The 25,484-nt window shown below is 62.6% G+C and carries 20 protein-coding genes and 1 riboswitch; of the genes, 10 read left to right on the top strand and 10 right to left on the bottom strand.

The window, feature by feature from the left end:
- The first annotated feature begins 111 nt into the window (after positions 1–111).
- Positions 112–199, top strand: a riboswitch (glycine riboswitch).
- Between the two features lie 117 nt (positions 200–316).
- The 3 genes from gcvT to gcvP are packed head-to-tail and all read left to right on the top strand — an operon-like array spanning position 317 to position 4,723.
- Positions 317–1,480 carry a glycine cleavage system aminomethyltransferase GcvT gene (gene gcvT / locus RHIBR816_RS0127495; protein ID WP_198294159.1) on the top strand — a complete coding sequence of 388 codons (1,164 nt, stop codon included), beginning with the start codon at positions 317–319 and terminating at the stop codon, positions 1,478–1,480.
- Between the two features lie 16 nt (positions 1,481–1,496).
- Positions 1,497–1,859: a glycine cleavage system protein GcvH gene (gcvH, locus tag RHIBR816_RS0127490; protein ID WP_018239794.1), complete on the top strand. Its 363-nt coding sequence runs from the start codon at positions 1,497–1,499 to the stop codon at positions 1,857–1,859.
- A complete protein-coding gene (gene gcvP, locus RHIBR816_RS0127485) occupies positions 1,859–4,723 on the top strand; it encodes an aminomethyl-transferring glycine dehydrogenase (protein WP_018239793.1) in 2,865 nt (954 codons plus the stop codon). Before gcvH ends, gcvP begins: the two co-directional genes overlap by 1 nt.
- A gap of 98 nt (positions 4,724–4,821) precedes the next feature.
- On the opposite strand, the gene sufA is transcribed toward gcvP, so the two are convergent.
- The 7 genes from sufA to RHIBR816_RS0127450 form a co-directional block, all read right to left on the bottom strand.
- A complete protein-coding gene (gene sufA, locus RHIBR816_RS0127480) occupies positions 4,822–5,214 on the bottom strand; it encodes a Fe-S cluster assembly scaffold SufA (RefSeq protein WP_026187485.1) in 393 nt (130 codons plus the stop codon).
- A 155-nt stretch (positions 5,215–5,369) separates the two neighbouring features.
- The gene (locus RHIBR816_RS0127475) at positions 5,370–5,750 is read right to left on the bottom strand and encodes an SUF system Fe-S cluster assembly protein (protein WP_018239791.1); all 381 of its coding nucleotides are present in this window, start codon (positions 5,748–5,750) and stop codon (positions 5,370–5,372) included.
- A 10-nt stretch (positions 5,751–5,760) separates the two neighbouring features.
- On the bottom strand, positions 5,761–7,002 hold the full coding sequence (locus RHIBR816_RS0127470) for a cysteine desulfurase (RefSeq protein WP_018239790.1): 1,242 nt from the start codon (positions 7,000–7,002) through the stop codon (positions 5,761–5,763).
- Between the two features lie 12 nt (positions 7,003–7,014).
- Positions 7,015–8,292, bottom strand: a complete 1,278-nt coding sequence (gene sufD, locus RHIBR816_RS0127465) for a Fe-S cluster assembly protein SufD (protein ID WP_018239789.1) — start codon at positions 8,290–8,292, stop codon at positions 7,015–7,017.
- 22 nt (positions 8,293–8,314) lie between these two features.
- Complete coding sequence (gene sufC, locus RHIBR816_RS0127460) at positions 8,315–9,070, bottom strand: Fe-S cluster assembly ATPase SufC (protein ID WP_018239788.1); 756 nt, start codon at positions 9,068–9,070, stop codon at positions 8,315–8,317.
- A gap of 77 nt (positions 9,071–9,147) precedes the next feature.
- A complete protein-coding gene (sufB, locus tag RHIBR816_RS0127455) occupies positions 9,148–10,617 on the bottom strand; it encodes a Fe-S cluster assembly protein SufB (RefSeq protein WP_018239787.1) in 1,470 nt (489 codons plus the stop codon).
- A gap of 154 nt (positions 10,618–10,771) precedes the next feature.
- The gene (locus RHIBR816_RS0127450; protein ID WP_018239786.1) at positions 10,772–11,938 is read right to left on the bottom strand and encodes a cysteine desulfurase family protein; all 1,167 of its coding nucleotides are present in this window, start codon (positions 11,936–11,938) and stop codon (positions 10,772–10,774) included.
- Between the two features lie 226 nt (positions 11,939–12,164).
- On the opposite strand from RHIBR816_RS0127450, the gene RHIBR816_RS0127445 reads away from it, so the two are divergent.
- Positions 12,165–12,842 (top strand): alpha/beta hydrolase, encoded by a 678-nt coding sequence (locus RHIBR816_RS0127445; RefSeq protein WP_018239785.1) that lies wholly within the window; start codon positions 12,165–12,167, stop codon positions 12,840–12,842.
- Between the two features lie 73 nt (positions 12,843–12,915).
- On the opposite strand, the gene RHIBR816_RS0127440 is transcribed toward RHIBR816_RS0127445, so the two are convergent.
- Both RHIBR816_RS0127440 and RHIBR816_RS0127435 read right to left on the bottom strand, forming a co-directional pair.
- On the bottom strand, positions 12,916–14,112 hold the full coding sequence (locus RHIBR816_RS0127440; RefSeq protein ID WP_018239784.1) for a GGDEF domain-containing protein: 1,197 nt from the start codon (positions 14,110–14,112) through the stop codon (positions 12,916–12,918).
- Between the two features lie 96 nt (positions 14,113–14,208).
- Positions 14,209–15,375, bottom strand: coding sequence for an anhydro-N-acetylmuramic acid kinase (locus RHIBR816_RS0127435; RefSeq protein ID WP_018239783.1), 1,167 nt, complete (start codon positions 15,373–15,375; stop codon positions 14,209–14,211).
- A 128-nt stretch (positions 15,376–15,503) separates the two neighbouring features.
- Here RHIBR816_RS0127435 and tyrS point away from each other — a divergent pair, with 128 nt between their 5' ends.
- Positions 15,504–16,757: a tyrosine--tRNA ligase gene (gene tyrS, locus RHIBR816_RS0127430; RefSeq protein WP_018239782.1), complete on the top strand. Its 1,254-nt coding sequence runs from the start codon at positions 15,504–15,506 to the stop codon at positions 16,755–16,757.
- 48 nt (positions 16,758–16,805) lie between these two features.
- Here tyrS and RHIBR816_RS0127425 read toward each other — a convergent pair whose 3' ends face one another.
- A complete protein-coding gene (locus tag RHIBR816_RS0127425) occupies positions 16,806–20,192 on the bottom strand; it encodes a DUF3971 domain-containing protein (protein ID WP_018239781.1) in 3,387 nt (1,128 codons plus the stop codon).
- Positions 20,193–20,609: 417 nt separating this feature from the next.
- On the opposite strand from RHIBR816_RS0127425, the gene RHIBR816_RS0127420 reads away from it, so the two are divergent.
- From RHIBR816_RS0127420 to RHIBR816_RS0127400, 5 genes are all read left to right on the top strand, one after another.
- Positions 20,610–21,086: a peroxiredoxin gene (locus RHIBR816_RS0127420; RefSeq protein WP_018239780.1), complete on the top strand. Its 477-nt coding sequence runs from the start codon at positions 20,610–20,612 to the stop codon at positions 21,084–21,086.
- 7 nt (positions 21,087–21,093) lie between these two features.
- Entirely contained in the window at positions 21,094–21,921 is an 828-nt protein-coding gene (locus tag RHIBR816_RS0127415) for a ferritin-like domain-containing protein (protein WP_026187484.1), read from the top strand.
- 93 nt (positions 21,922–22,014) lie between these two features.
- A complete protein-coding gene (locus RHIBR816_RS0127410) occupies positions 22,015–23,355 on the top strand; it encodes a M23 family metallopeptidase (RefSeq protein ID WP_026187483.1) in 1,341 nt (446 codons plus the stop codon).
- Positions 23,356–23,547: 192 nt separating this feature from the next.
- Positions 23,548–25,053 carry a DEAD/DEAH box helicase gene (locus tag RHIBR816_RS0127405; RefSeq protein ID WP_018239777.1) on the top strand — a complete coding sequence of 502 codons (1,506 nt, stop codon included), beginning with the start codon at positions 23,548–23,550 and terminating at the stop codon, positions 25,051–25,053.
- A gap of 10 nt (positions 25,054–25,063) precedes the next feature.
- The gene (locus tag RHIBR816_RS0127400) at positions 25,064–25,471 is read left to right on the top strand and encodes an NUDIX domain-containing protein (RefSeq protein ID WP_018239776.1); all 408 of its coding nucleotides are present in this window, start codon (positions 25,064–25,066) and stop codon (positions 25,469–25,471) included.
- Positions 25,472–25,484 lie beyond the last annotated feature (13 nt).

The following is a 25,484-nucleotide window of genomic DNA, read 5'->3' as shown; positions in this document are numbered from 1 at the left end:
AGGCCGTTTTGCCGCAGGTCGCAGTGAGCGACGATGAAGCCATGGCGACAAAAATATGTTCCATCGCGACATTCGCCCTTGCCAAAATCCCGCCTTCGCCGTTATCTGGAGACGACCTCGTTGGGAGAAACCGGTTCAATCCGGTGCCGAAGGAGCAACCGCCCCGGAAACTCTCAGGCCAAAGGACCAGCAAGGTACCGGTAGGACTCTGGAGAGAAGCGGTTACGCTCGCCGAAGGGATAACAATCTCAGGCAAACGGACAGAGGGGGCTCGAATTTGTCGGCGGTTGACGCCGGTAGTGTGAGCCGGCGCATCATGTGCCAGACCTGGAGGCCGGATTTGGAAACTATCTCCCACTTGAATCATACCCCGCTGCATGCCCTGCACCTGTCGCTCGGTGCGCGCATGGTGCCTTTCGCCGGCTATGAGATGCCGGTGCAATATCCCGAGGGCGTGCTCAAGGAACACCTGCACACCCGTGCCGCCGCAGGCCTTTTCGATGTGTCGCACATGGGCCAGGTCATCATCCGCCCGAAGTCCGGCCGGATCGCCGATGCGGCCCTGGCGCTCGAAAGACTGGTGCCGGTCGATGTGCTGGGCCTTCCGGAAGGCCGCCAGCGCTATGCGCTCTTCACCAATGCCGAAGGCGGGATTCTCGACGACCTGATGATTGCCAATCGCGGCGACCATCTTTTTCTCGTCGTCAACGCCGCCTGCAAGGAGGCCGATGTCGCGCATCTGAAAGATGGGCTCGGCGGTAGCTGCAACGTGACGCTCCTGGACGACCGCGCCCTCGTCGCGCTTCAGGGCCCTCGTGCGGAAGCCGTGCTCTGCGAGCTATGGGCGGATGTCGCCTCCATGCGCTTCATGGACGTGGCGGAGGCGGATCTGCACGACGTCACCTGCATCATTTCCCGCTCCGGCTACACGGGCGAGGACGGCTTCGAAATTTCCATTCCCGCCGCTTCGGCGGTGGATGTGACGCAGCGCCTGCTCGAGCATCCGGACGCGCTGGCCATCGGCCTCGGCGCGCGTGATTCTCTTCGCCTCGAGGCCGGTCTTTGCCTTTACGGCAACGACATCGACACCGGCACGACACCGATCGAGGCGGCGCTCGAATGGGCAATCCAGAAGAGCCGCCGCGCCGGCGGCGATCGGGCGGGCGGCTTTCCCGGTGCCGACCGCATCCTTGCAGAACTTGCTCGCGGGACCAGCCGGCGCCGCGTCGGCCTGAGGCCGGAAGGGCGTGCGCCGGTTCGCGGCGGCGCCGCGCTTTTCGCGGATGCAGGCGGCACGCTGCCTGTCGGCTCCGTCACCTCCGGCGGCTTCGGGCCGAGCGTCGATTGTCCGGTCGCGATGGGTTACGTCGATGCCGCTCGTGCCGAGAACGGCACACCACTTTTTGCGGAGGTGCGGGGCAAGTACCTGCCTGTCACGGTTTCCGCCCTGCCCTTCGTCAAACAAACCTACAAACGCTGATCAGGAGAAAACGCGTATGCTGAAATTTACCGAGGAACACGAGTGGCTGAAGGTCGAGGACGGCGTCGCGACGGTCGGCATCACCGAACACGCAGCCGGCCAGCTTGGCGATCTCGTCTTCGTGGAACTGCCGGAAGCCGGGGCGACCTTCGCCAAGGGCGATTCGGCTGCGACCGTCGAATCGGTGAAGGCAGCCTCCGACGTCTATTGTCCGCTCGACGGCGAAATCATCGAGGTCAATCAGGCGATCGTCGACGACCCGGCGCTCGTCAACAGCGATCCGCAGGGCGCTGCCTGGTTCTTCAAGTTGAAGCTTGCCGATCCGCGCTCCGCCGACAACCTTCTTGACGAAGCAGCCTACAAGGAGCTCGTCGGCTGATGAGCATGCCCAAGGACTTCACCTTTACCGACTACAAACCCTACGATTTCGCCAATCGACGCCATATCGGCCCCTCGCCGGCCGAAATGGAAGAGATGTTGCAGACCGTCGGCTATGCGAGCCTCGATGCGCTCATCGACGACACCGTTCCGCCTTCCATCCGGCAGAAGACCCCTCTTGCCTGGGGCGCACCGATGACCGAACGGGAGGCTCTCGACAAGCTGCGCGAGACGGCCAATCGCAACGAGAAGCTCGTTTCGCTGATCGGCCAGGGCTATTACGGCACGATCACGCCGCCGGTGATCCAGCGCAACATCCTAGAAAACCCTGCCTGGTACACGGCGTATACGCCCTACCAGCCGGAAATCAGCCAAGGCCGGCTTGAGGCGCTGCTGAACTACCAGACGATGGTCTGCGATCTGACCGGCCTCGATGTCGCAAATGCCTCGCTGCTCGACGAGGCTACGGCCGCGGCGGAAGCGATGGCGATGGCCGAGCGCGTCGCCAAGTCCAAGGCGAAAACCTTCTTCATCGACGAGAATTGCCATCCACAGACCATCGCCCTCTTGCAGACCCGCGCCGAGCCGCTGGGCTGGCAGCTGGTCATCGGCGACCCCTTCTCCGATCTCGATGCCACCGGCGTGTTCGGTGCGATCTTCCAGTACCCCGGCACCTACGGCCATGTCCGCGATTTCTCCGAGCTGATCGCGAGGCTGCACGAACAGGGCGCGATCGCGGCCGTTGCCGCAGATCCGCTGGCCCTTGCTCTCCTGAAATCACCGGGAGAAATGGGCGCCGACATCGCCATCGGCTCGACGCAGCGTTTCGGGGTCCCCGTCGGCTATGGCGGCCCGCACGCCGCCTATATGGCCGTCAAGGATGCGCATAAGCGCTCGATGCCTGGCCGTCTGGTCGGCGTCTCGGTCGATGCGCGCGGCAACCGAGCCTACCGGCTCTCGCTGCAGACGCGCGAGCAGCACATTCGCCGCGAGAAGGCCACCTCGAACATCTGCACCGCACAGGTGCTGCTCGCGGTGATGGCTTCGATGTATGCCGTCTTCCACGGCCCGAAAGGCATCAAGGCGATCGCCCAGAGCGTCCACCAGAAGACGGTGCGTCTGGCGATGGGGCTTGAAAAGCTTGGCTATACCGTCGAGCCGGATGTGTTCTTCGACACGATCACTGTCGACGTCGGCAAGCTGCAGGGGATCATCCTGAAGACGGCGGTCGCCGAGGAAGTGAACCTTCGCAAGATCGGTTCGACGAAGATCGGCATCAGTCTCGACGAGCGCTCCCGGCCGGTCACGCTCGAGGCCGTCTGGCGGGCCTTCGGCGGCGACTTCAAGGTGGAGGAGTTCGAACCGGACTACCGGCTGCCGGAGGCGCTGCTGCGCACCAGCGACTATCTCGCCCATCCGATCTTCCACATGAACCGCGCCGAAAGCGAGATGACGCGCTACATCCGCCGGCTCGCCGACCGCGACCTGGCGCTCGACCGGGCGATGATCCCGCTCGGTTCCTGCACGATGAAGCTCAACGCGACCGCGGAGATGCTGCCGATTACCTGGCCGGAATTTTCTGAGATCCATCCGTTCGTGCCGGCCGACCAAGCGCGCGGCTATCAGCACCTGATCGAGGATCTATCGGACAAGCTCTGTGCCATCACCGGCTATGACGCGATCTCGATGCAGCCGAACTCGGGTGCGCAGGGCGAATATGCCGGGCTTCTGGTAATCCGCGCCTATCACATCGCCAACGGCAATGAACATCGCGACGTCTGCCTGATCCCGACATCGGCGCACGGCACCAACCCCGCCTCGGCGCACATGGCCGGCATGAAGGTGGTCGTCGTCAAGGTGAGCGACATCGGCGAGATCGACATGGACGATTTCCGCGCCAAGGCCGAGCAATACGCGGACACGCTTTCCTGCTGCATGATCACCTACCCCTCGACGCACGGCGTGTTCGAGGAGAACGTCCGCGAGGTCTGCGAGATCGTGCACAAGCACGGCGGCCAGGTCTATCTGGACGGCGCCAACATGAACGCCATGGTCGGCCTCTCGCGCCCCGGCGACATCGGCTCGGACGTCAGCCACCTGAACCTGCACAAGACCTTCTGCATCCCGCATGGCGGCGGCGGCCCGGGCATGGGGCCGATCGGCGTCAAGGCGCATCTCGCGCCGTTCCTTCCCGGCCACCCGGAAACGGGCAGGAATGACGGCGCGGTCTCAGCGGCTCCCTTCGGCTCCGCGTCGATCCTGCCAATCTCCTGGAGCTATTGCCTGATGATGGGGGGCGAAGGCCTGACCCAGGCGACCAAGGTAGCGATCCTCAACGCCAACTATGTCGCCGCGCGGCTGAAGGGCGCCTATGACGTGCTCTACAAGTCCGCCAAGGGACGGGTCGCGCATGAGTGCATCGTCGACACGCGGCCGCTCGCCGAAAGCGCCGGCGTGACGGTCGACGACATCGCCAAGCGGCTGATCGACTGCGGCTTCCACGCGCCGACCATGAGCTGGCCGGTGGCCGGCACCTTGATGATCGAGCCGACCGAATCGGAAACCAAGGCCGAACTCGACCGCTTCTGCGATGCGATGCTGGCGATCCGCGAGGAGGCCCGCGCCATCGAGGAAGGGCGGATGGACAAGGTCAACAACCCGCTGAAGAACGCGCCGCACACGGTCGAAGACCTCGTCGGCGACTGGGATCGGCCCTATTCGCGCGAACAGGCCTGCTTCCCGCCCGGCGCCTTCCGCGTCGACAAGTACTGGTCGCCGGTCAACCGCGTCGACAATGTCTATGGCGACCGCAACCTCATCTGCACCTGCCCGCCGCTCGAGGCCTACGCGGAAGCGGCGGAGTGAAGCAGTGGGGCGTGCCTTGGGCACGCCCACACAAACTGTTCAAAAACAAAGGCCCGGCGAAAACCGGGCCTTTGTTGTTGTTTGGAGGGCGTGCGCAGTCAGTTCGCGCGCACCACTGGATTGCCCTCTGCGGCGAGCGCCGCCAGGTCGGCGGGCTTCAGCTCGACCGATTCGCCGCAGCCGCAGGCGGATGTCTGGTTTGGGTTCCTGAAAGTGAAGCCGGAGCGCAGGGCGGTCACCTCAAAATCCATTTGCGTGCCGAGCAGATAGAGCACCGCCTCGGGCGCGACCCAGACCTTAGCACCTTGATATTCGATGAGATCATCCCTGGCATTCGCCTCGGTGACGAGGTCGACGGCATATTCCATGCCGGCGCAGCCGCCTTTCTTGATGCTCAGGCGGATGCCCTTGGCGTCGCCGCCGGCATTCTCGACGATCGACCGGACGCGGCCGGCGGCGGCATCGGTCAGGCTCATTACGGCAAAGCCCATAGGCTCCATCTCCTTCATATCACCGGGTTAAAGGCCCGGTGCTTTCCAGAATCAAATGTAGTGCCCGTATGTTAACGGATCAATATGGGGGTTCGGGCGTGAATCATGGAGCGGGATGCAGGTGGAAAACCGCGAACACTTTTCCTCATCCCGCTCTAATACCAGCCGAGCGCCACCTGCGCTTCTTCCGACATGCGGTCCGGCGTCCACGGCGGATCGAAGGTCATGGTCACCTCGACGCCGGAAACACCCTCTACGGCGCCGACGGCGTTTTCCACCCAGCCCGGCATCTCGCCGGCAACGGGGCAACCGGGGGCCGTTAGCGTCATATCGATCTTCACCATCCGGTCGTCCTCGATGTCGATCTTGTAAATGAGACCGAGTTCGAAAATGTCGGCGGGGATCTCCGGGTCATAGACGGTCTTGAGCGCCGCGATGATGTCGTCGCTGAGGCGGGCCAGTTCCTCGGCTGGAATGGCCGAGTGCACGATGCCTTCGCGGACATCGACCTTTTCTTGCGCTTCCCCGAGACTCATGTCTGCCTCCTTAGGCAAAGAATTTGCGCGCATGTTCCAGCGCTTCCGCCAGAGCGTCGACCTCGGCCCGCGTATTGTAGAGGCCGAAGGACGCACGGCATGTGGAGGTAACGCCGAAACGTTTCAAGAGCGGCTGCGCACAATGGGTGCCCGCCCGGACGGCGATGCCTGCCCGGTCGATCACCATCGAGACGTCATGGGCATGGATTCCGGCGATCTCGAAGGCGAAGATGCTGCCCTTGCCGGGCGCATCGCCGAAGACGCGGAGTGAATTGACGGAGGACAGGCGCTCCCGGGCATAGGCGGTCAGGTCCGCCTCATGCGCCCTGATTGCCTCGCGGCCGATCTTTTCCATGTAGTCCAGCGCATAGCCGAGCCCGATCGCCTGGACGATCGGCGGCGTGCCGGCCTCGAACCGGTGCGGCGGATCGTTATAGGTGACGCGGTCCTCCGTCACTTCCTCGATCATCTCGCCGCCGCCCATGAAGGGCCGCATCGCCTTGAGCCGATCGGTCTTGCCGTAAAGCACGCCGACGCCGGACGGCCCGTAGAGCTTGTGGCCGGTCATCACGTACCAGTCGCAGTCGATGTCCTGGACGTCGACCGGCATGTGCACCGCGCCCTGGCTGCCATCGACAAGCACTGGAATGCCGCGCTCGCGGGCGATGCGGCAGATTTCCTTGACGGGAACGACCGTGCCCAGCGCATTCGACATATGCGTGATGGCGATGAGCTTCGTCCGCTCCGTCAAGCATTTGACGAAATGCTCGATATGGAATGCGCCATCATCATCGACCGGCGCCCAGACGAGCTTGGCCCCCTGGCGTTCACGGATGAAGTGCCATGGCACGATGTTGGAGTGGTGCTCCATGATCGAGATGACGATCTCGTCGCCCTGGCCGAGATGCGGCATGCCGTAGCCATAGGCGACCGTGTTGATCGCCTCCGTCGAGGACTTGGTGAAAACGATGTTGTCGACGGAGGGTGCGTTGAGGAAGCGGCGCACCTTCTCGCGCGCGCCCTCATAGGCATCCGTCGCGGCATTCGAGAGGAAATGCAGGCCGCGATGGACGTTGGCATATTCATTGGCATAGGCATGGGCGACAGCGTCAATGACGAGTTGCGGCTTCTGCGCCGAGGCACCGTTGTCGAGATAAACAAGCGGCTTGCCATAAACCGTCCGCGAAAGGATTGGGAAATCCCTTCTTACGGCCTCGACGTCATAGGCCGGCACCGGCAGAGTGTGTTCCATGGTCCTGTCCAATCAGGCGTGTTTTTCGAGCCAGGCCGAGATTACGCCTTCGAGCGCCTCGACCAGCGCCTCGTCATCTTCCAACTCCTCGACGATCTCGGCAACGAAGGCGTTGACGAGCATGGCACGGGCCTTGTTCTCTGGAATACCGCGAGAGAGCAGGTAGAAGAGTTGCGTATGATCGATATCGATGACCGTCGCACCGTGACCGCACTGAACGTCGTCGGCGAAGATTTCGAGCTCCGGCTTTGCCGAGAAATCCGCGTCGTCCGACAATAGCAACGTATTGCACGACATCTTCGCGTCGGTCTTCTGAGCGTCCTTGGCGACCAGGATCTTGCCCTGGAACACGCCCTTGGCCCGATCGAAGATGACGTTGCGGATGATCTCGCTCGAGGTCGTGTGCGGTACGTCGTGGCTGAGCGTGAAGGTCACGTCCGTGTGGCTCTCGCCGCCGAGCAGGTTGATGCCGCGCAGCGTCAAGTCGGATCCCTCGCCGCTCGCCCTGCCGTGCAGTTCCTGGCGCACCAGCTTCCCGCCCGCATTGATGACGAAGACGTGCAGCTTCGCGTCCTTGCCGAGGTCGAAACGGATCTGGCCGAGATGGGTGTCGGCCGCGCCCTGCTGCTGCAGGATGATCCAGATGACGTCTGCCCCTTCGGCAAGCGTCAGATCGGTCACCGAGGAAACGAGGCTCGCATCGCCGTTGGTCGACAGATGCCGCTCGATCACCGTCGCCTTGGAACCGGGACCGAAAGACACCGGGAAACGCGTATGGGCCTGGCCGTGGCTTTGCGCGACCTGGATTTCGAGCGGCGCTTCAAGCTCGATGCCTTCCGCAACGGCGATTTCCAGACCGCCGCGGACCAGACCGCCATTGATGCGGCCGATGGCGTCGTCGAAGCCGAGGACCGCAAGACCGGCGACAGCAGAACCGTCAAGGAGGCTCTCCGTGTAAGAACGCGCCGTTATGCCCTCGGGAAGGCTCTTGAGATCGGCCTCGCCATTGCGTACCGAAAGCACGGTCGCACCCGCGACAATCGGCTCGACACGGTCGGCAAAGGCGGACGGATCGGCGGGGGGCACCGCGCGCAGCAGGGTCCTCAGGTCCGTATAGTGCCAGGCCTCGACGCGCCGTGTCGGGAGACCCGCCGTCTTCAGCTCGTGAACCAGCGTGTCGCGCAGCGACAGCACCGCCCCATCACCCGGCAGATCGCCGATCTGGGCGGTATAGGCATCGACGAGCGCCGTTTCGGCTGCCGTCATCTTGATCGCCTGTTGCATATTCATTCGAACACTCCTTCAACAGGCGTCAGGCTGCCGCCTCGATGAGATCCGCGTAGCCGTTGGCTTCGAGTTCATGCGCCAGCGTCTTGTCGCCCGACTTGATGACCTGGCCCTTGTAGAGAACGTGGACGGTGTCCGGAACGATGTAGTCGAGCAGGCGCTGGTAGTGGGTGATGACGACAACGGCGCGATCCGGCGAACGCAGCGCATTGACGCCGTCGGCGACGATCTTCAGCGCGTCGATGTCGAGGCCGGAATCGGTCTCGTCGAGCACGCAGAGCTTCGGCTCGAGCAGCGCCATCTGCAGGATTTCCGCGCGCTTCTTTTCGCCGCCGGAGAAGCCGACATTCAGCGGACGACGCAGCATTTCCGGCGCAATCTTCAGCTCGGCGGCCGCCTCCTTGACGCGACGCATGAATTCCGGCGTCGTCAGCTCGTCTTCACCGCGATACTTGCGCTGCTCGTTCATCGCCACCTTCAGGAACTGCATGGTGGCGACGCCGGGGATTTCGACCGGATACTGGAATGCGAGGAAAATGCCCTTGGCGGCACGCTCGGACGCGTCGAGCTCCAGGATGCTTTCGCCGTTATAGAGAATGTCGCCCTCGGTCACTTCGTAATCTTCGCGCCCCGAAAGGATGTAGGAGAGCGTCGACTTGCCGGAGCCGTTCGGCCCCATGATGGCGGCGACTTCGCCGGCCCTCACGGTCAGGTCCAGGCCGCGGATGATTTCGGTGCCGTCTTCGGCGATGCGGGCGTGCAGGTTCTTGATTTCAAGCATTTCAAATCGTCCTCTTGGGAAACGAATAGTTTTCGCGCGCGGGTCCAGCGCGCCGGTTCAATAAGCAGTCCCAGGCCTCAGCCAACCGAGCCTTCCAGGGAGATGCCGATCAGCTTCTGCGCCTCGACGGCGAATTCCATCGGCAGTTCCTGGATGACTTCCTTGACGAAGCCGTTGACGATGAGCGCGATCGCCGCCTCTTCCGGGATGCCGCGCTGCAGGCAGTAGAACAGCTGGTCCTCGGAGATCTTCGACGTCGTCGCCTCGTGCTCGAACTGTGCGGTCGAGTTTTTCGCCTCGATATAGGGCACCGTATGGGCGCCGCATTTGTCACCGATCAGCAACGAGTCGCACTGGGTGAAGTTGCGGGCGTTCTCGGCCTTGCGGTGCGCCGAAACCTGGCCGCGATAGGTGTTATCCGAAACGCCGGCGGCGATGCCCTTGGAGATGATGCGGCTCGACGTGTTCTTGCCGAGATGGATCATCTTGGTGCCGGAATCCACCTGCTGGTGGCCGTTGGAAACGGCAATCGAGTAGAACTCGCCGCGCGAACCATCGCCGCGCAGGATGCAGGACGGATATTTCCAGGTGATCGCCGAACCGGTCTCGACCTGTGTCCAGGAGATCTTCGAGTTTTTGCCGCGGCAATCGCCACGCTTTGTGACGAAATTGTAGATGCCGCCCTTGCCGTGCTTGTCGCCCGGATACCAGTTCTGCACCGTCGAATATTTGATCTCGGCGTCGTCGAGCGCGATCAGCTCGACGACCGCGGCGTGAAGCTGGTTCTCGTCGCGCTGCGGCGCCGTGCAGCCCTCGAGGTAGGAGACATAGGCGCCTTCGTCGGCAATGATCAGCGTGCGCTCGAACTGGCCGGTGTTCTTCTCGTTGATGCGGAAGTAGGTCGACAGCTCCATCGGGCACCGGACGCCCTTCGGCACATAGACGAAGGAACCATCGGTGAACACTGCGGAGTTCAGCGTCGCATAGAAGTTATCCGACTGCGGCACGACGGTGCCGAGATATTTCCGCACGAGATCGGGATGCTCCCGCATCGCCTCCGAGATCGACATGAAGATCACGCCGGCCTTCTTCAGCTCTTCCTTGAAGGTTGTGACGACGGAGACAGAATCGAACACCGCATCGACGGCGATCTTCGTCTTTTCGACGCCGGCGAGAATTTCCTGTTCCTTCAGCGGGATGCCGAGCTTCTCGTAGACCTTGAGAAGTTCCGGATCGACCTCGTCGAGCGACTTCGGCCCGGTCGTGCCCTTCGGTGCGGCGTAGTAGTGAATCTCGTTGAAGTCGATCTTCGGATACTTGACACGCGCCCAGCTCGGCTCGTCCATGGTCAGCCAGCGGCGATAGGCCTCGAGGCGCCATTCGAGCATCCATTCCGGTTCGTTCTTCTTCTCGGAGATCAAGCGGATGATATCCTCGGACAGGCCCTTCGGCGCCTTGTCCATCTCGATCTTCGTCTCGAAGCCGTATTTGTACTGGTCCACGTCGATCTGGCGGACCTGATCAATGGTCTCCTGCACGGCAGGCATGTCGCTCTCCAATCTCGCCGGATCCAAGGTCCGGCGGCTTGTCAATGCGGTGCAATATGTGCACACCGCTTATGTAATGGCTAAAAGGCGGTTTTCACCCCATTTGCCAAGCGGAAAATTGCTTTTCCGCAATTTCGTTCAAGGCTTTCGGCATTCACGCCGCCTGCCCCGCAGAGCGGCGCCGCCCCGCCACTTTCGCGAACACCGCCGCGCAGCGGTCGATCTCCGCTTGCGTCGTCGATGCGCCGATCGAAAGACGCAAGGCGCCCTGCCGCGGATCATAACCCATCGCCGTCAGCACATGACTCTGTCCGACCTTGCCGGAAGAGCACGCTGCACCTGCCGAGAGGGCCACACCTTCAAGATCGAACGCGATCTGGCCGGTCTCCGCCTTCAGGCCAGGAAGGGTGAAGAATGACGTGTTGGCGATCCGCGGCGCGCTGCGACCATGGATCACCACATCCGGTGCACTTTCCAGCATCTCAGCCTCGAGCCGATCACGCAGTATGGCAATCGCGGCTGTGCGCGCATCGAGGTTATCGGCAGCCGCCCGGGCGGCTGCGCCGAAGCCCAACAGCGCCGGCGCGTTCTCGGTGCCGGAGCGATGGCCCTTTTCCTGGCCGCCGCCGCGGATCAACGGCGCGGGCATCATCACCTCGCCGCGGGCGACGAGTGCGCCCGCCCCTTTCGGCCCGCCGATCTTGTGCGACGAGAGAATGAGGAAATCGGCGCCCAGGCTCTCGATCGACAGCGGCAGCCGGCCCGCCGCCTGCACGGCATCGACGACCAGGAGCCCGCCATGGGCGCGCACGATCGCGGCAACCTCGGCGATCGGCTGGACGATACCCGTCTCGTTGTTGGCAAGCATCACGGCAACCATCGGCGGGCCGGACTGGCGATCATGCGTCGAAAGCAAGCCGTCGAGCGCAATGCAGTCAACGACCCCGCCGCTCGTCACGGGAACTTCGCAAACATCCTCTCGCACGAAACGGCCGCCTTCGCGCACCGCCGGATGCTCGATCGCGGACACATAGAGCTTGCCGAGCTTCAGCGGCGTGCGCCCCATGCGGAAATCCGGCGTCAGCACCATGTTGGCCGCTTCGGTGGCACCGCTGGTGAATATCACCGAGGCGGCCTGGGCGCCGCAAAGCGCCGCGACCTCACGGCGCGCATTTTCGATCAGGCCGCGCACCGCCCGTCCTTCGCCGTGGACCGACGAGGGGTTGCCGATCGCATCGAGCGCAGACAGGAAGGCGTCGCGCGCTTCGGGCAGAAGCGGCGCCGTTGCATTCCAGTCCATATATATGCGCTGTTCCGGCATTGCGTCCTTCGCTAGAGCTGACGGTTCAATCCCTGCAATCGATGCCGTTTGCATTTTTCTTGAATTTCCGGCGCCGCTTGTCCTATGAGACGGACGAACGCGGCGGAGTGCCCGCATCGAAGTTTTGAACGGTTCTAAAGTGCGTTCTAGAAAAGCTGACTGCTTTCGTCAAGACAGATCGGCATCAACAACGACGATTTGAACCAGAAACGTTCCCGGAGAACCAATGCCCGAAATCATCTTCAACGGACCGGCCGGTCGCCTCGAAGGCCGCTATCAGCCTTCGAAGCAGAAGAGTGCACCGATCGCGATCATCCTGCATCCGCATCCCCAGTTCGGCGGAACGATGAACAACCAGATCGTCTACCAGCTCTTCTACATGTTCCAGAAGCGCGGCTTCACGACCTTGCGGTTCAATTTCCGCGGCATCGGGCGCAGCCAGGGCGAATTCGACCACGGTGCGGGCGAGCTTTCCGATGCGGCCTCCGCGCTCGATTGGGTGCAGAGCCTGCATCCCGACTCGAAGAGCTGCTGGGTCGCCGGCTATTCCTTCGGTGCCTGGATCGGGATGCAGCTCCTGATGCGCCGCCCGGAAATCGAAGGCTTCATGGCAGTTGCGCCGCAGCCGAACATCTATGACTTCTCGTTCCTGGCACCCTGCCCGTCTTCAGGCCTCATCATCAACGGCGACTCCGACAAGGTCGCGCCGGAGAAGGACGTCAACAGTCTTGTCGAAAAGCTGAAAGCGCAGAAGGGCATCCTGATCACCCACAGGATGGTTTCCGGCGCGAACCATTTCTTCAACGGTCAGGTCGAAACGCTGATGACGGAATGCGAGGACTATCTCGACCGCCGCCTCAATGGCGAACTCGTGCCGGAACCGGCGGCCAAGCGTATCCGTTGAGGACAGCCCCAAACGCATTCATTGGGCCGACCCGGAGATCGCAATCGATTTCCGGGTCGTTGCGTTCTTGGCGCTAGGATCGCCCCGCCCGAAGGGAACCGACTAGCGCGACATTTGCCGGCGGCTCGGCACATTCCACCCGGTTCCTGCCGCCAGCCTTGGCAGCATAAAGAGCCTTGTCGGCGCGCTGCATGGCCGATTCCAGCGACTCATCGGGGCCAATGGAGGCAACGCCGAAGCTCGCTGTTATCTTGACGCCTTCCGGCAATCCATCGATCCGCGTCGCCGCCAGCGCCGCGCGCATCCCATGCGCTAGCACGCGGGTTTCCGCAAGTCCGAGGCGCGGAAGAAATACCGCAAACTCCTCGCCTCCCAACCGCGCCGCGATCGCGCGGCTCGGCATGAGCTCGACCAGCACCCGCGAAAACTGTCGAATGACGCCATCGCCCGCATGGTGCCCATAGGTGTCGTTGACCAGCTTGAAGCGGTCCAGGTCGGCGAGGATCAGGGTGCCCGGACCATCCGCGCCAGCGGTGTGCAGAGCCGGCATCACGCGATCGACAAAGCCGCGTCGATTGCATAGTCCCGAAAGCGCATCAAGCTCCGAGCTGGCTCGGGCCTCGTCGATGATTTCCTTGACCATTACGCTGAGCATGGCGATGCCGGTCGCGACGATCAGCATGGCTCCGAGCGCCTGCGAAATCAGCGCGAACGGGGTTCCGAGGTAGTCCGCCGCCGTCGTGCCCGCCCCCGCGGCAACCGCGGCGTAGATTTTGACCAGGTGGTAGATCGAGGTCAGAACCAGAAGGCCACACAGGCTCCAGTCCGCAGGGGATCTGCGCTTGGACCTGATGATGGTCGAAGCGGACCAGCTTTGAATGATGAAGAACGGCAACTGGTAGAAAAAGGCGTGGCGAAGTGTGCCACGCGGCAGGTCATAGATCAGCAGATCGAGGATCACCGCACCCAGGAAGAACCCCGCTAGCAGCGGCAGCCTCGCCGGCACCTGATAGAAGAGCCCGAGTGCGACGCGAATCAAAATGAAGCCGGCGAGCACGCTTGCAAAGGCGCCGACGGCAAAGAGCTTCGGCACCATTGAGAAAGGCAGAACGGCCTCGAAGACCGCCGAGAGCGAGGCGACGGTGAAGCCGGCGGCGCACCAGATTGCCGGCTTTTTTGCACGGCTCTTCGCCGCGACGATGAGAAAGGCCACCACGAAAATCTGGGCGATGATGAAGTTCACCGCCAGCAGGGAAATCGCACCACCCATCAACAGAATCCGGAAACCATCAGGAGCCGACCAAACGAGCCGGAATTACATCAATTGGAAATGCAGGCAGACTAGCGACCGCACACGAAGAAATCATTAAACAGCCCTGAAGCTTTTGCCCTCCGAAGCGGTCGCCGGCCTTGTTGCCAAGCGCCCGCCGCTCACCGGTTGCATGACGCCCGTGGTGCCGGGATAAGTCAACGGCAGCCCGCACAACGATCTGACGGCCAGGTAGGCCCAGGCTTCGGCTTCCATCGAATCGCCATTCAGACCCAGCGCCTCCGCGGCAAGCACCCGTCCGCCGGCCGTTTCTGCAAGCGAGGCCAGGTCCTGCATGATCACGGGATTGAGGCGTCCGCCGCCACAGACGACGAAGGTTACCGGCATGTTCGGAAGATGTCGTGCGGATCGGAATATGGCGGCCGCCGTCACATGCGCCAAGGTGCGAGCGCCGTCTTCGAGGCTCGCCTCGCCGGCAGCGGGCGGCGCAAAGTCGTTGCGGTCGAGCGAGCGCCGCTTCTGCGACGAAAAGAACGGATGAGCGAGGTAGCGTGAGGCAAGCCCTGGAAGCACCGAGCCTTGGCTCGCAATCATGCCACCCTGGTCATAGGGAACGCCGGCATGGGCCTCCACCCACTGGTCGATCAGCGTGTTTCCCGGTCCGCTGTCAAAGGCGATCGGCTCCTCGCCGGTCCCGATGAAGGTGATATTGGAAATTCCGCCGATATTCACGAAGGCTACGGGCGTTTCGACCTTCGCGTCTTCCGACAAGCCGCGCGCCAACGCCGCATGATAGGCCGGGACCAGAGGCGCCCCCTGGCCGCCATGCGCCATGTCGCTCGCCCGCAGGTCGTAGACAACGTCGATCATCGTTTCCCGCGCCAGCAGGTCGCCATTGCCGATCTGGACGGTCAAGGCCTCGTCAGGACGGTGGAGGACCGTCTGCCCATGAAAACCTATTACATCAATCCTCTCAGGCAGCAGGTTGTTTTCATGGAGAAATGTCTTGACGGCCTCCGCATGCAGCAGCGTCAGGTCTTTCTCGAGGAGCGCGAGCGTTCCAGGCCTTTCGTCCCTCTTGTGGATCGACCTGGCATCCTGAAGTCCCCGTTTCAAACGATCACGGAACGCCGCTTCATAGGGATATCCTGCCGACGATCCCCTCCTGACGATCGTATCGCCATCGGTCTCGACGAGGGCAACGTCGATCCCATCCATGCTCGTGCCGCTCATCAGGCCGATTGACCTCAACACCTTGCCCATGGATCTCCTCCAAGCCGTTCCGTCGTCATCGGTAACAGCAAAATGCTGACGAAGCAAAAACGTGCACTTTCGACAAAACAGTGATAAACGCCGGCCGCACACCTCCCAAAAGCCGAAAGAGACAGCTTATGTCCGAGTTCAAGTCCGATTTCCTCCACACCCTCAGCGAACGCGGTTTCATCCAACAGACATCGGATGACACCGGGCTTGACGCGCTGCTCCGCAAGGAAACCGTGACTGCCTATATCGGCTTCGACCCGACCGCGCCGAGCCTTCATGCGGGCGGGCTTATCCAGATCATGATGCTGCATTGGTTTCAGGCGACGGGCCACCGGCCCATCTCCCTGATGGGCGGAGGCACCGGCATGGTCGGCGACCCGTCCTTCAAGGACGAGGCACGCCAGTTGATGACGCCGGATACGATCGCCGCCAACATCGCGAGCATCAAGACGGTCTTCTCGAATTACCTGCGCTACGGCGACGACCGAACCGATGCATTGATGATCAATAACGCCGATTGGCTGCTGGGCATCAACTACCTCGAGTTCCTGCGTGACGTCGGCCGCCACTTCTCGGTCAACCGCATGCTTTCCTTCGACAGCGTCAAGATGCGCCTCGATCGCGAGCAATCGCTGTCGTTCCTCGAATTCAATTACATGATCCTGCAGGCTTACGACTTCGTCGAGCTTAGCAAGCGCTACGGCTGCCGCCTCCAGATGGGAGGGTCGGATCAGTGGGGCAACATCATCAACGGCATCGATCTCGGCCACCGCATGGGGACGCCGCAACTCTATGCGCTGACTTCGCCGCTGCTGACGACGGCGTCCGGCGCCAAGATGGGCAAGTCGGTGAACGGCGCCATCTGGCTCAATCCGGACATGCTCGGCCCCTATGATTTCTGGCAGTACTGGCGCAACACTGAGGACGCCGACGTGACGCGCTTCCTGAAGCTCTACACGACATTGCCGATGCCGGAAATCGACCGTCTGTCCAGGCTTGGCGGCTCCGAGATCAACGAGGTCAAAAAGATCCTCGCGACCGAGATCACTGCCATGCTGCATGGTCGGGCCGCCGCCGAGCAGGCAGCGGAAACGGCCCGCAAGACCTTCGAGGAAGGCGCGCTTGCGGAAAACCTGCCATCGATCGAGGTCCCCGCCCCCGAGTTCGATCAGGGCCTCGGGCTGCTGACGCTGGTGGTGCGCGCCGGCCTTGCGGCATCGAACGGCGAGGCACGCCGCCACGTCCAGGGTGGGGCAGTCCGCATCAATGACGAGCAGATCAACGACGAGCGCCGCGTCGTCGGCAGCGGCGACGTCACCGGCGACGGTGTCGTCAAGCTGTCGCTGGGCAAGAAGAAACACATTCTGGTGCGGCCGGTCTGACCGGCCACCCAGCGATAATCGATGGAGGCCGGCGCTGCGCCGGCCTTTTCATTGAAACTCGAAAATGCTGCGGAACACGCCCGGCGCGATGAGCGACAGAGGGTTGATCGTCAGGTTCGGCTGGTTGAAGGGGCCGGTCAGCTTGAAGGTAATGCCGAGAAGGCCACGGTCGCGACCGTTGCCGAGCAGGACGCCGATCAGCGGCAGCTCGCCGAACAAGCGGTTGATGCCATAGGCCGGCATGAAGGTTCCGGTCATATCCATGCGACCATTTCTGTCGCGGACGGTGCCCTGGAAGGTCGCGCCGACATCGATGCCGCGCAACACGCCGCTATCGACCCGGATGACGCCACGATCCAGGAGGAGTTGGGCGAAGCCACGCTCGAATCGGGCCGTGCTCACGTCGATATCCCTGCGAACGGCCTGATTGAGGCTGCGGCCGTCTTGGCCGGCCGACGTCGACACCATTGATTGCAGCTTCTGTTCTCCGACAAGGGAAAATTTCCGCAGATCCACCGTGCCGCGCCAGGATCCGGCACCACGATCGCGCAGGCGCAGGTTCAGCAGGCCTCCGCGCATGTTGCGATAGATATCGGTAAAGCGGGCCAGTGCGCCGGCGTCGCCCGTCGTCAGTTCCAGCGTGTTGTCCGGCCCCGATTTCACCAGCCGGGCAACCACCGCTTGCCCGCCCCCCGTCACAGCCGACAGGTCGACATCGTCGATCTCCTGACCGCGGGTCGAATAGGCGAAGCTGACATTGGAAAAGACCTCGCCATTGAATCCGACGACGCGGTCGAGCCGGGCGTTGATCTTCACCTTGCCATCGTCATCGGAGTCGGCTTCGCCTTTCGCTCGCGCCAGCGGCAGTCTGATATCCGCGGACGAACCGGTGAGTGAGACGACATGCCCGCCTTTCGACCGCTCGACCGTCACGGCGAAATCATCGCCACTCGCCAGTCGCACGTCACGCAACCGAGCCGATGCGAGGCCGTCGTCATCGACGCGCAGTTCACCCTCCGCGCCGAACCCATCGCCCTGAATGCGGAAGTCGCTTATCTCCGTGAGGGCATCGCTTTTCGTCACCGTGAATTCGGCATTGGCCGCGATGCCGGCGCCCTTGTTCCAACCGATCCACGGCAGCGACAGGGCCGCCTCCCCGAGATCGGCTTTCACGGTTTGGCTGCCGTCGTCCGCAAGCGATACTTCCACGCCGACCGGCCCGCTGACGATACCCGACAGGGCAGGCGCGATCCGGCGGCGTGCCGCGTTGTCCAGGGTTCCCGAGATCTCACGTGTTCGCTTCACGTTCGCCTTGGCATCCACTGGCTCGGTCAACGCGATGCGCATTTCGGCGCCGTCGATCAGGGCATCGGCATCGAGCACCGCCTGGGTGTTGTCGATCCGCATCCTTCCCGACAGATCGGCAATCTGGCGGCCGGAAACCGGACGGTTTATCGACACCTTCTGCAGTTGCATTTCCGCTTGCCATATGGGCGGCGGCGGCTTCTGGTTGGAGACCAGCCCGAAGCGTGCACCGACCAACGCGGTCATCGGTCCGGTGAAATCCTCCGGCACGAAGGGCGTTTTTTGTAGAGCCCGGATCGGCTTATAGCTGACAAGCTCGGCGATGGCGTCTGCCTGACCGCCGACCTCGATCTTCATTTCCGCCATCAGCGGCTTGCTGTAGACATCGGGAATGACGAAATCGCCGCCATTCAGGGCCACGGAGCGGCCGGACGGGAAGAAGGCCGCGCCCCCGCGAACCTCGACCGTCATGCGTTCGCCACTCAATTCGAAGTGTCCTGCAGTATCCCGCAGCGGCGGAATTTCGCCGGCGATGTTGATGCGCGTGTCGTCGATGGCGAAGTTGATATTGAGCTCGTCCTCGTTGAGCTTCAATTCGCCGCCACTTTCCGCAATGCGTCCCTCCGGGATCGAGACCTCGATGCGCGCATCGCTCACCGTACCGCCGAAGAGGTTGCCGATCGCCCATCGCCGGGCGCCCTTGGCTACCCACCAGGGCCACAATTGCTTGACGGCAGTGGGCTGCATCCGGTCGCTCAGCGCAGCGAAACTGATCTGCGGCGATGTCTTGCCGAAGGCGACCGCCAGCGAGCCCGCCATGGACCCAAGAGGGCTCGATATCGCCAATTGGTCGAAGATCAGCCGGTGACTATCGGTCTCGAACCGCCCACTCGCCTTGGCGTCGAAGGATAGCGGACGCTCCTGAATGTCTTCCGGATCGGAGCTCGCATCCTTCAGCAGAAGATCGACGGCAAAGCCCTTACGGTCTGCCCGGGCGACCTTGTCGAGGTCGATCAGGGCACCGGTAAAGGGAAACACCGAGCGCCCGATCTTCACCTCCGATGGCAATATCTCCACCGAAGCGCGCTCGAAATCATACGAGGCGTTCAGTTCCGACGGTTTGAGCTGAGAGACGAGCCCTCCGGCGTGAAACGAACCCTGGGACGTCCTGATGCCGATCGCCAAAGCCGGCTTTGCGCCTTCCGAAGCGCGCGCAGCCCTCAGGCTGACCTCGGCGGCAGCGTCGATCCCGAAAGCCTCCTCGCCGGGAGCTTTGCCGTGGTAGAGGAATGGCGAGAGCGGCAGGGAACGAAACACAGCCTCAATGCCGGCGATGCTCTCGCCCTGACCGAAGGTCCTCGCCTCGAGCTGCGCTTCCTTCCCGTCTATGGCAATGGAGCCATCGACGCGGATGGACCCATCGGAATCGCGGCTGAATGCCAGCATCCTAACATCGACGGGAACGATCCGCCCGCGCGCGCCGGTCACCGACAGCCTGAGATCCGTAAGCTGGACCGCCCGTGTCGCACTTCGCGCCGTCAGCCGCGACATCGCATCCACATGGGTGAACAGCTTTTCGAGCGCCGTGCCGGTATCTGCGATACGAATCGCCGTCAGGTCTATCGGCTCGCCGCGCGGCAGGAGCCCTGTATCAAGTTCCCCCCCTTCCGCCTCCAACCTCGACACAGCGATGCGGCCGGTGATCAGGGCAAGAGGATCGAGCGCGATGGAGACGGCCGCGAGCTTGGCGACTGGGCGGCCGGAAGCGCTGTCGTTCAGCGTCACGCCGCGCGCCTTGAGCGCAAGCGCTCCGCGGCCGGTAACACGGATCACGGTGCTTTCGACATCGGCTTTGTAGCTGGCGCCAAGGGCGGCGTTGAGCGCGGTGCGCGCGCGTGCGTTAAGGGGACCGTCGACGAGCCCGCTCTCGATGACGGCGACGAGAGAGGCGACGATGACGAAGGCCACAAGCGAGGAGCAGAGCAGGACCTTACCGAGAAGGCGCAGGGCGCCGCCGGACAAGGGCGTGTGCACGATGACCGGCTCATGGGCCTGGGCCGAGGGCAGCGCGTCCAGCGCGACGATGTCTTCCTTGCGAAAGCAAACCCTTTCGCCGCGGATATCACTCATCGGCGCGGGATTCCTCCACCAGTTTGCTGCATCGCATTCTTCCTGTCCTGGCAGCCATCATTATGCGCCGGATCGTTCCTATCTGTAGATCACAAATCGCCGAACCAAGTCACCACGCTTCGCTGTGGTTGCTGTGGAAAGCGCGTGCCAGCCTACTGCAGGTTTCCCCAGGTCGGAGTCGACCCGAGGATCAAGAATGCAGCAATGCAAGCACGACAGCAGCCCGTATGCGTCTGAAGCGATGCGTGGCGCTGGAGTGCCTTTTGTCTCGCGACGTGGCATTCATTATGGCTCGTAGCCATAAAAGCCGTCGGGAGGCTGTCAAAGCAGTCATAAGCTGCTGGACGAACCGCGGCGATCTTAGCTATCCCCTATGTGCGAAATGTCGATAAAACTTGGCATAAGAAAGGCTTAATCATGGCACCATTGCGGCCCGGCGTTCCCGCCCCGGATTTCGAACTTGCCCGCGACGGCGGCGGCTCGCTATCTCTGTCTGCACTTCGCGGCAAGCCGGTGGTGTTGTTCTTCTATCCCAAGGACGACACCAAGACCTGCACGGTCGAAGCGATTTCCTTTTCGGGCCTTTCGGACGAATTCGCAGCTGCCGATGTGGCGCTGATCGGCATCTCGCCCGACTCGGTCAAAAGCCATGACCGCTTTGCCAAGAAACACAACCTGACCGTCAGTCTCGCGGCGGACGAGGACAAGGCCGTCGTCAACGCCTATGGCGTTTGGGCGGAAAAGAGCTTGTACGGCCGCAAATATATGGGTGTCGAACGCACAACCTTTCTCATCGACCCGGCGGGCATCATCAACCGGGTGTGGGAAAAAGTCAGGGTGGCGGGCCACGCGGAGGACGTTCTCACCGCGGCGAAAGCGCTGCGCAGCGACTGAGTGATCAATGCGAGTGCTCCCGCCATTTCATAGCTTGCGCGGCGCGGCTGTCGAGGCCATCCGTGCGGCGGACCTTGAAATCAAGGCCGAGGTCGCGCAGGAGGCTGCGCGACGTTGGCAGGCGCGGACGCTGTCCTTGCGCTCACCGCTCGATCGCCCCGTACCGGCACGACCGGGCAGACCTGAAAAGCCGATCCTGACGCCGCCGACGCAGGTCAAGCGGCGCTCCCTCGGCTCCCCGAAGGGCCGCATCGCCCTCCTCCACGCAATTGCCCATATCGAATTGAACGCGGTCGATCTGGCACTGGACATCGTCGCGCGCTTCGCCACGGAGGCCGTCCCGCCATCCTTCTTCGACGGCTGGATGCAGGTCGCCTTCGAGGAAGCCAAGCATTTTCGGCTGGTGCGGCAAAGGCTTAACGACCTCGGTGCCGACTATGGCGACCTGCCGGCCCACGACGGCCTCTGGCAAGCCGCCCACGACACGCGCAACGATCTGACCGCGCGGCTGGCCGTGGTGCCGCTCATCCTGGAAGCGCGTGGCCTAGACGTCACGCCGGCATTGCAGGCGAAGATGCGTGAAACCGGCGATCACGAAAGCGCCGCCGTTCTCGACGTCATCTATGAAGACGAGAAGGGACACGTTGCTGTCGGGGCGAAGTGGTTCCGCTTCCTCTGCGCGCGGCAGAAGAAGGACCCGGCCGCGACCTTCAAGGCGCTCGTCAGGGCGAACTTTCGCGGGCCTCTGAAGGCCCCCTTCAACGACGTGGCGCGCGCCGAGGCCGGTTTGACGCCATCGTTCTACCGGTCGATGACGGCCTCCACCAACATCTGATCGGCCGCGCCTTCACGCTTTATTAACCCTAATAAAGTGTAATCTCCCTCGGGGCAAAAACGAGTTGGGTTCGCATTTGGCGGGGGTGGCGTGGTGTCTGTTCGTCCGGAAAACCGGGGCTTCGGGAAGCGAAGGCAAAGCCACGTCCTGATTCTCGCGAGCGGGGACAAGGTTCGCCATATGACGGTCCGCCCGTGGATGGCGGCCGTTGCGACCTCGCTCATCGGCGTCTTCGGCATCGGCTATTTCGCTGCGACCACCTATCTCGTGCTCCGCGATGACCTGATCGGCGGCACGATCGCCCGCCAGGCACGCATGCAGCATGAATACGAGGACCGAATCACGGCGCTTCGGGCGCAAGTCGATCGCGTGACGAGCCGACAGTTGCTCGACCAGCAGATCGTCGAGGAAAAGGTCGAGAAGCTCCTGCAGCAGCAGTTGGAGCTTTCCGCACGCAGCGGCAGGGTCGGCACTCTGGCCGATGGCGCCGAGCAATCGGCAAGTAGCGGAGAAGCGGCCGCGTTGCCCGACGCCGAACCCCTCGCCTACGGAAAACGCGCCGACGCCCGGGAAGGCATCAAGGCGATCGAAGAGATCATGGGTATCGCAGGAGAGAACGCTGACGCGCCGGCGCATGCGTCCGCGCTCGGCTATGCGCCGGAAGTGGGGTCGCGCAGACCAAGAGAGACAGTTTCCGATCGGACGGATCGCATCTTTTCAAAAGTTACCCTTTCGCTGAAGGGCATCGAGCGCGATCAGATGGCCCGTGTTCGGCAGCTGACGAGCAGTGCACAGGTGACCTCCGAAGCGATCAGGACGATTGTCGAGCACACGGGGTTTGTCCTCCCGGATATGAAGACCGCTGACGCCTTGACCACGTCCGCGATCCCGGCCGACGGGACGGCAATCGGCGGACCCTATGTCGAGCCGCAGAAGCAGGACGAGTTCGAACGGTCACTCGCCACACTCGACAGCGCAATTGTCGAATTGGAAGAGACCCGCGAGGCGGTACGAAAACTCCCACTCGAAAGTCCAGCGCCGGCAAGCGACGTCACGAGCAGTTTCGGAAATCGAATGGATCCCTTCCTTGGGCGGTTGGCGCTTCATGCCGGCATCGACTTCCACGCCGCGACCGGCACGCGGATTCGCTCGACCGCAGCGGGAACCGTGACGACGGCGGGGCATTCGGGCGGATACGGCAACATGATCGAGATAGATCACGGAAACGGCGTCTCGACGCGCTATGCGCACCTGGCCGTCATTCTCGTGAATGTCGGTGACCGCGTGGACGCCGACCAGGTGATCGCTCAATCGGGAAGCACGGGGCGTTCGACGGGTCCGCATCTGCATTATGAAGTTCGATTGAATGGCCTGGCGGTCGATCCGATGCGGTTCCTGCGCGCCGGTACGAAGCTCGCCGGCTACCTGAACTGACGCGTCAAGTTCGCCGCCGGCGCACGCCCACATTTGACAACAAAAGCAAAAGAATCGCATCTATTTACCGTCCGAAGCGTCAACGTCCTGGATTTCTTGACTTTCGGCGCCTTTCGTCTTAAGAGCGCCGCGACAGATGGTGATTTCCATCGATCAGTGTTCTATTGAACCGGAACGGAAACAGTTTCCCCTTTGACCAATTTTGCTGACCTTGGCCTGAGCCAAAAAGTTCTCTCCGCAGTTGCCGACGCGGGCTATTCAACGCCGACACCGATCCAAGCGGGTGCCGTTCCGCCGGCCCTGCAGCGTCGCGACATCCTAGGCATCGCGCAAACCGGCACTGGCAAGACGGCATCTTTCGTTCTGCCGATGTTGACACTTCTGGAAAAAGGACGCGCGCGTGCACGCATGCCGCGCACCCTGATCCTGGAGCCGACCCGTGAGCTCGCCGCGCAGGTCGCAGAGAACTTCGACAAGTACGGCAAGAATCACAAGCTCAACATTGCGCTTTTAATCGGCGGCGTCTCCTTCGACGAGCAGGACCGCAAGCTCGAGCGCGGCGCCGACGTTCTGATCTGCACCCCCGGACGCCTGCTCGATCATTTCGAGCGCGGCAAACTACTGATGAGCGGTGTGGAGATCCTTGTCATCGACGAGGCCGATCGCATGCTCGACATGGGATTCATCCCGGATATCGAACGGATCGCGAAACTCATCCCCTTCACCCGGCAGACGCTGTTCTTCTCGGCGACGATGCCGCCGGAAATCCAGAAGCTTGCCGACCGTTTCCTGCAGAATCCCGAACGGGTTGAAGTTGCCCGCCCCGCCTCGACGGCAAGCACCGTAACGCAGCGGTTCGTTGCCGCTCACGCCAAGGACTACGAGAAGCGCACCGTATTGCGGGATCTCATCCGCGCCCAGGACGAACTCAAGAACGCGATCATCTTCTGCAACCGCAAGAAGGACGTCGCCGAGCTCTTCCGCTCGCTCGACCGCCATGGCTTTTCGGTCGGCGCCCTGCACGGTGACATGGACCAGCGCTCGCGCATGGCCATGCTGGCCAATTTCAAGGACGGCAACATCAAGCTGCTGGTTGCCTCGGACGTCGCGGCGCGCGGCCTCGACATTCCGGACGTCAGCCACGTCTTCAATTTCGATGTTCCGATCCATGCGGAAGACTATGTCCACCGCATCGGCCGTACCGGCCGCGCCGGGCGCTCCGGCGCCTCCTTCACCATCGTGACGAAGCGCGACACGAAGTTCTCCGACGCCATCGAGAAGCTGATCGGCCAGAAAGTCGAATGGCTGAGCGGCGATCTTTCCCAATTGCCCGAGCCGATGGAAAGCCACGATGGACGGCGCGAACGCGGCCGCGATGGCCGCAAGGACCGCAAAAAAGATGTGGAACGTTCTGGCCGCGTGCGTGGCGATCATAAATCCGATACCGCCCGTCTCGATAATGTGGCCGAATTCGAACCAGTCGCGGAAAGGGCGGAAGTGGTGAAACCGGAACGTAGCGCCGAGAGCAAGCAGGGGCATTCGAGCCGCAACGATCGCCCGGGTCGGGCGCAGAACGCCGCAAATGACGACAATCGCGACCGCCGCAACCGCAATCGCCGCGACTATGACGATGGCCCGACGCCGGTCGGCTTCGGCGATGAAATCCCCGCCTTCATGCTAATCGCCGGCAAGGCCTGATAGCCCGTCCATGGCTTTCCCCGGCATCGATTTTCCGGGCCTCGGCTGCGGTCTCGCGATCCTGCGGGACGGCAAAATCCTGTTGTGCCGCCGGCTGAAGGCGCCGGAGGCGGGCCACTGGAGTATCGTCGGCGGCAAGGTCGACCACATGGAGCGTGCGGAGGATGCCGCGCGCCGTGAAGCGGAAGAGGAAAGCGGCCTCTCGATCCATTCGACGCGCTTTCTTTGCATCAGCGAGCAGATGATCGAGGCCGATCGCCAGCACTGGATCTCGCTGATCTATGCGACCGATGACTTTACCGGCGAACCGCACCTCACCGAACCGGACAAGCTTTCCGACATAGGCTGGTTCGATCTTTCCGCCCTGCCCCAGCCATTGTCCCGCTTCGCGGCGGATGCCGTGCGCGCGCTCGTCTAGATCCAAGCGACCG

The organism is Ensifer sp. BR816, assembly GCF_000378985.1.
Lineage (GTDB): Bacteria > Pseudomonadota > Alphaproteobacteria > Rhizobiales > Rhizobiaceae > Sinorhizobium.
The sequence above is the reverse complement of the archived record's forward strand: the minus strand, read 5'-3'. Positions and strand labels throughout refer to the sequence as shown.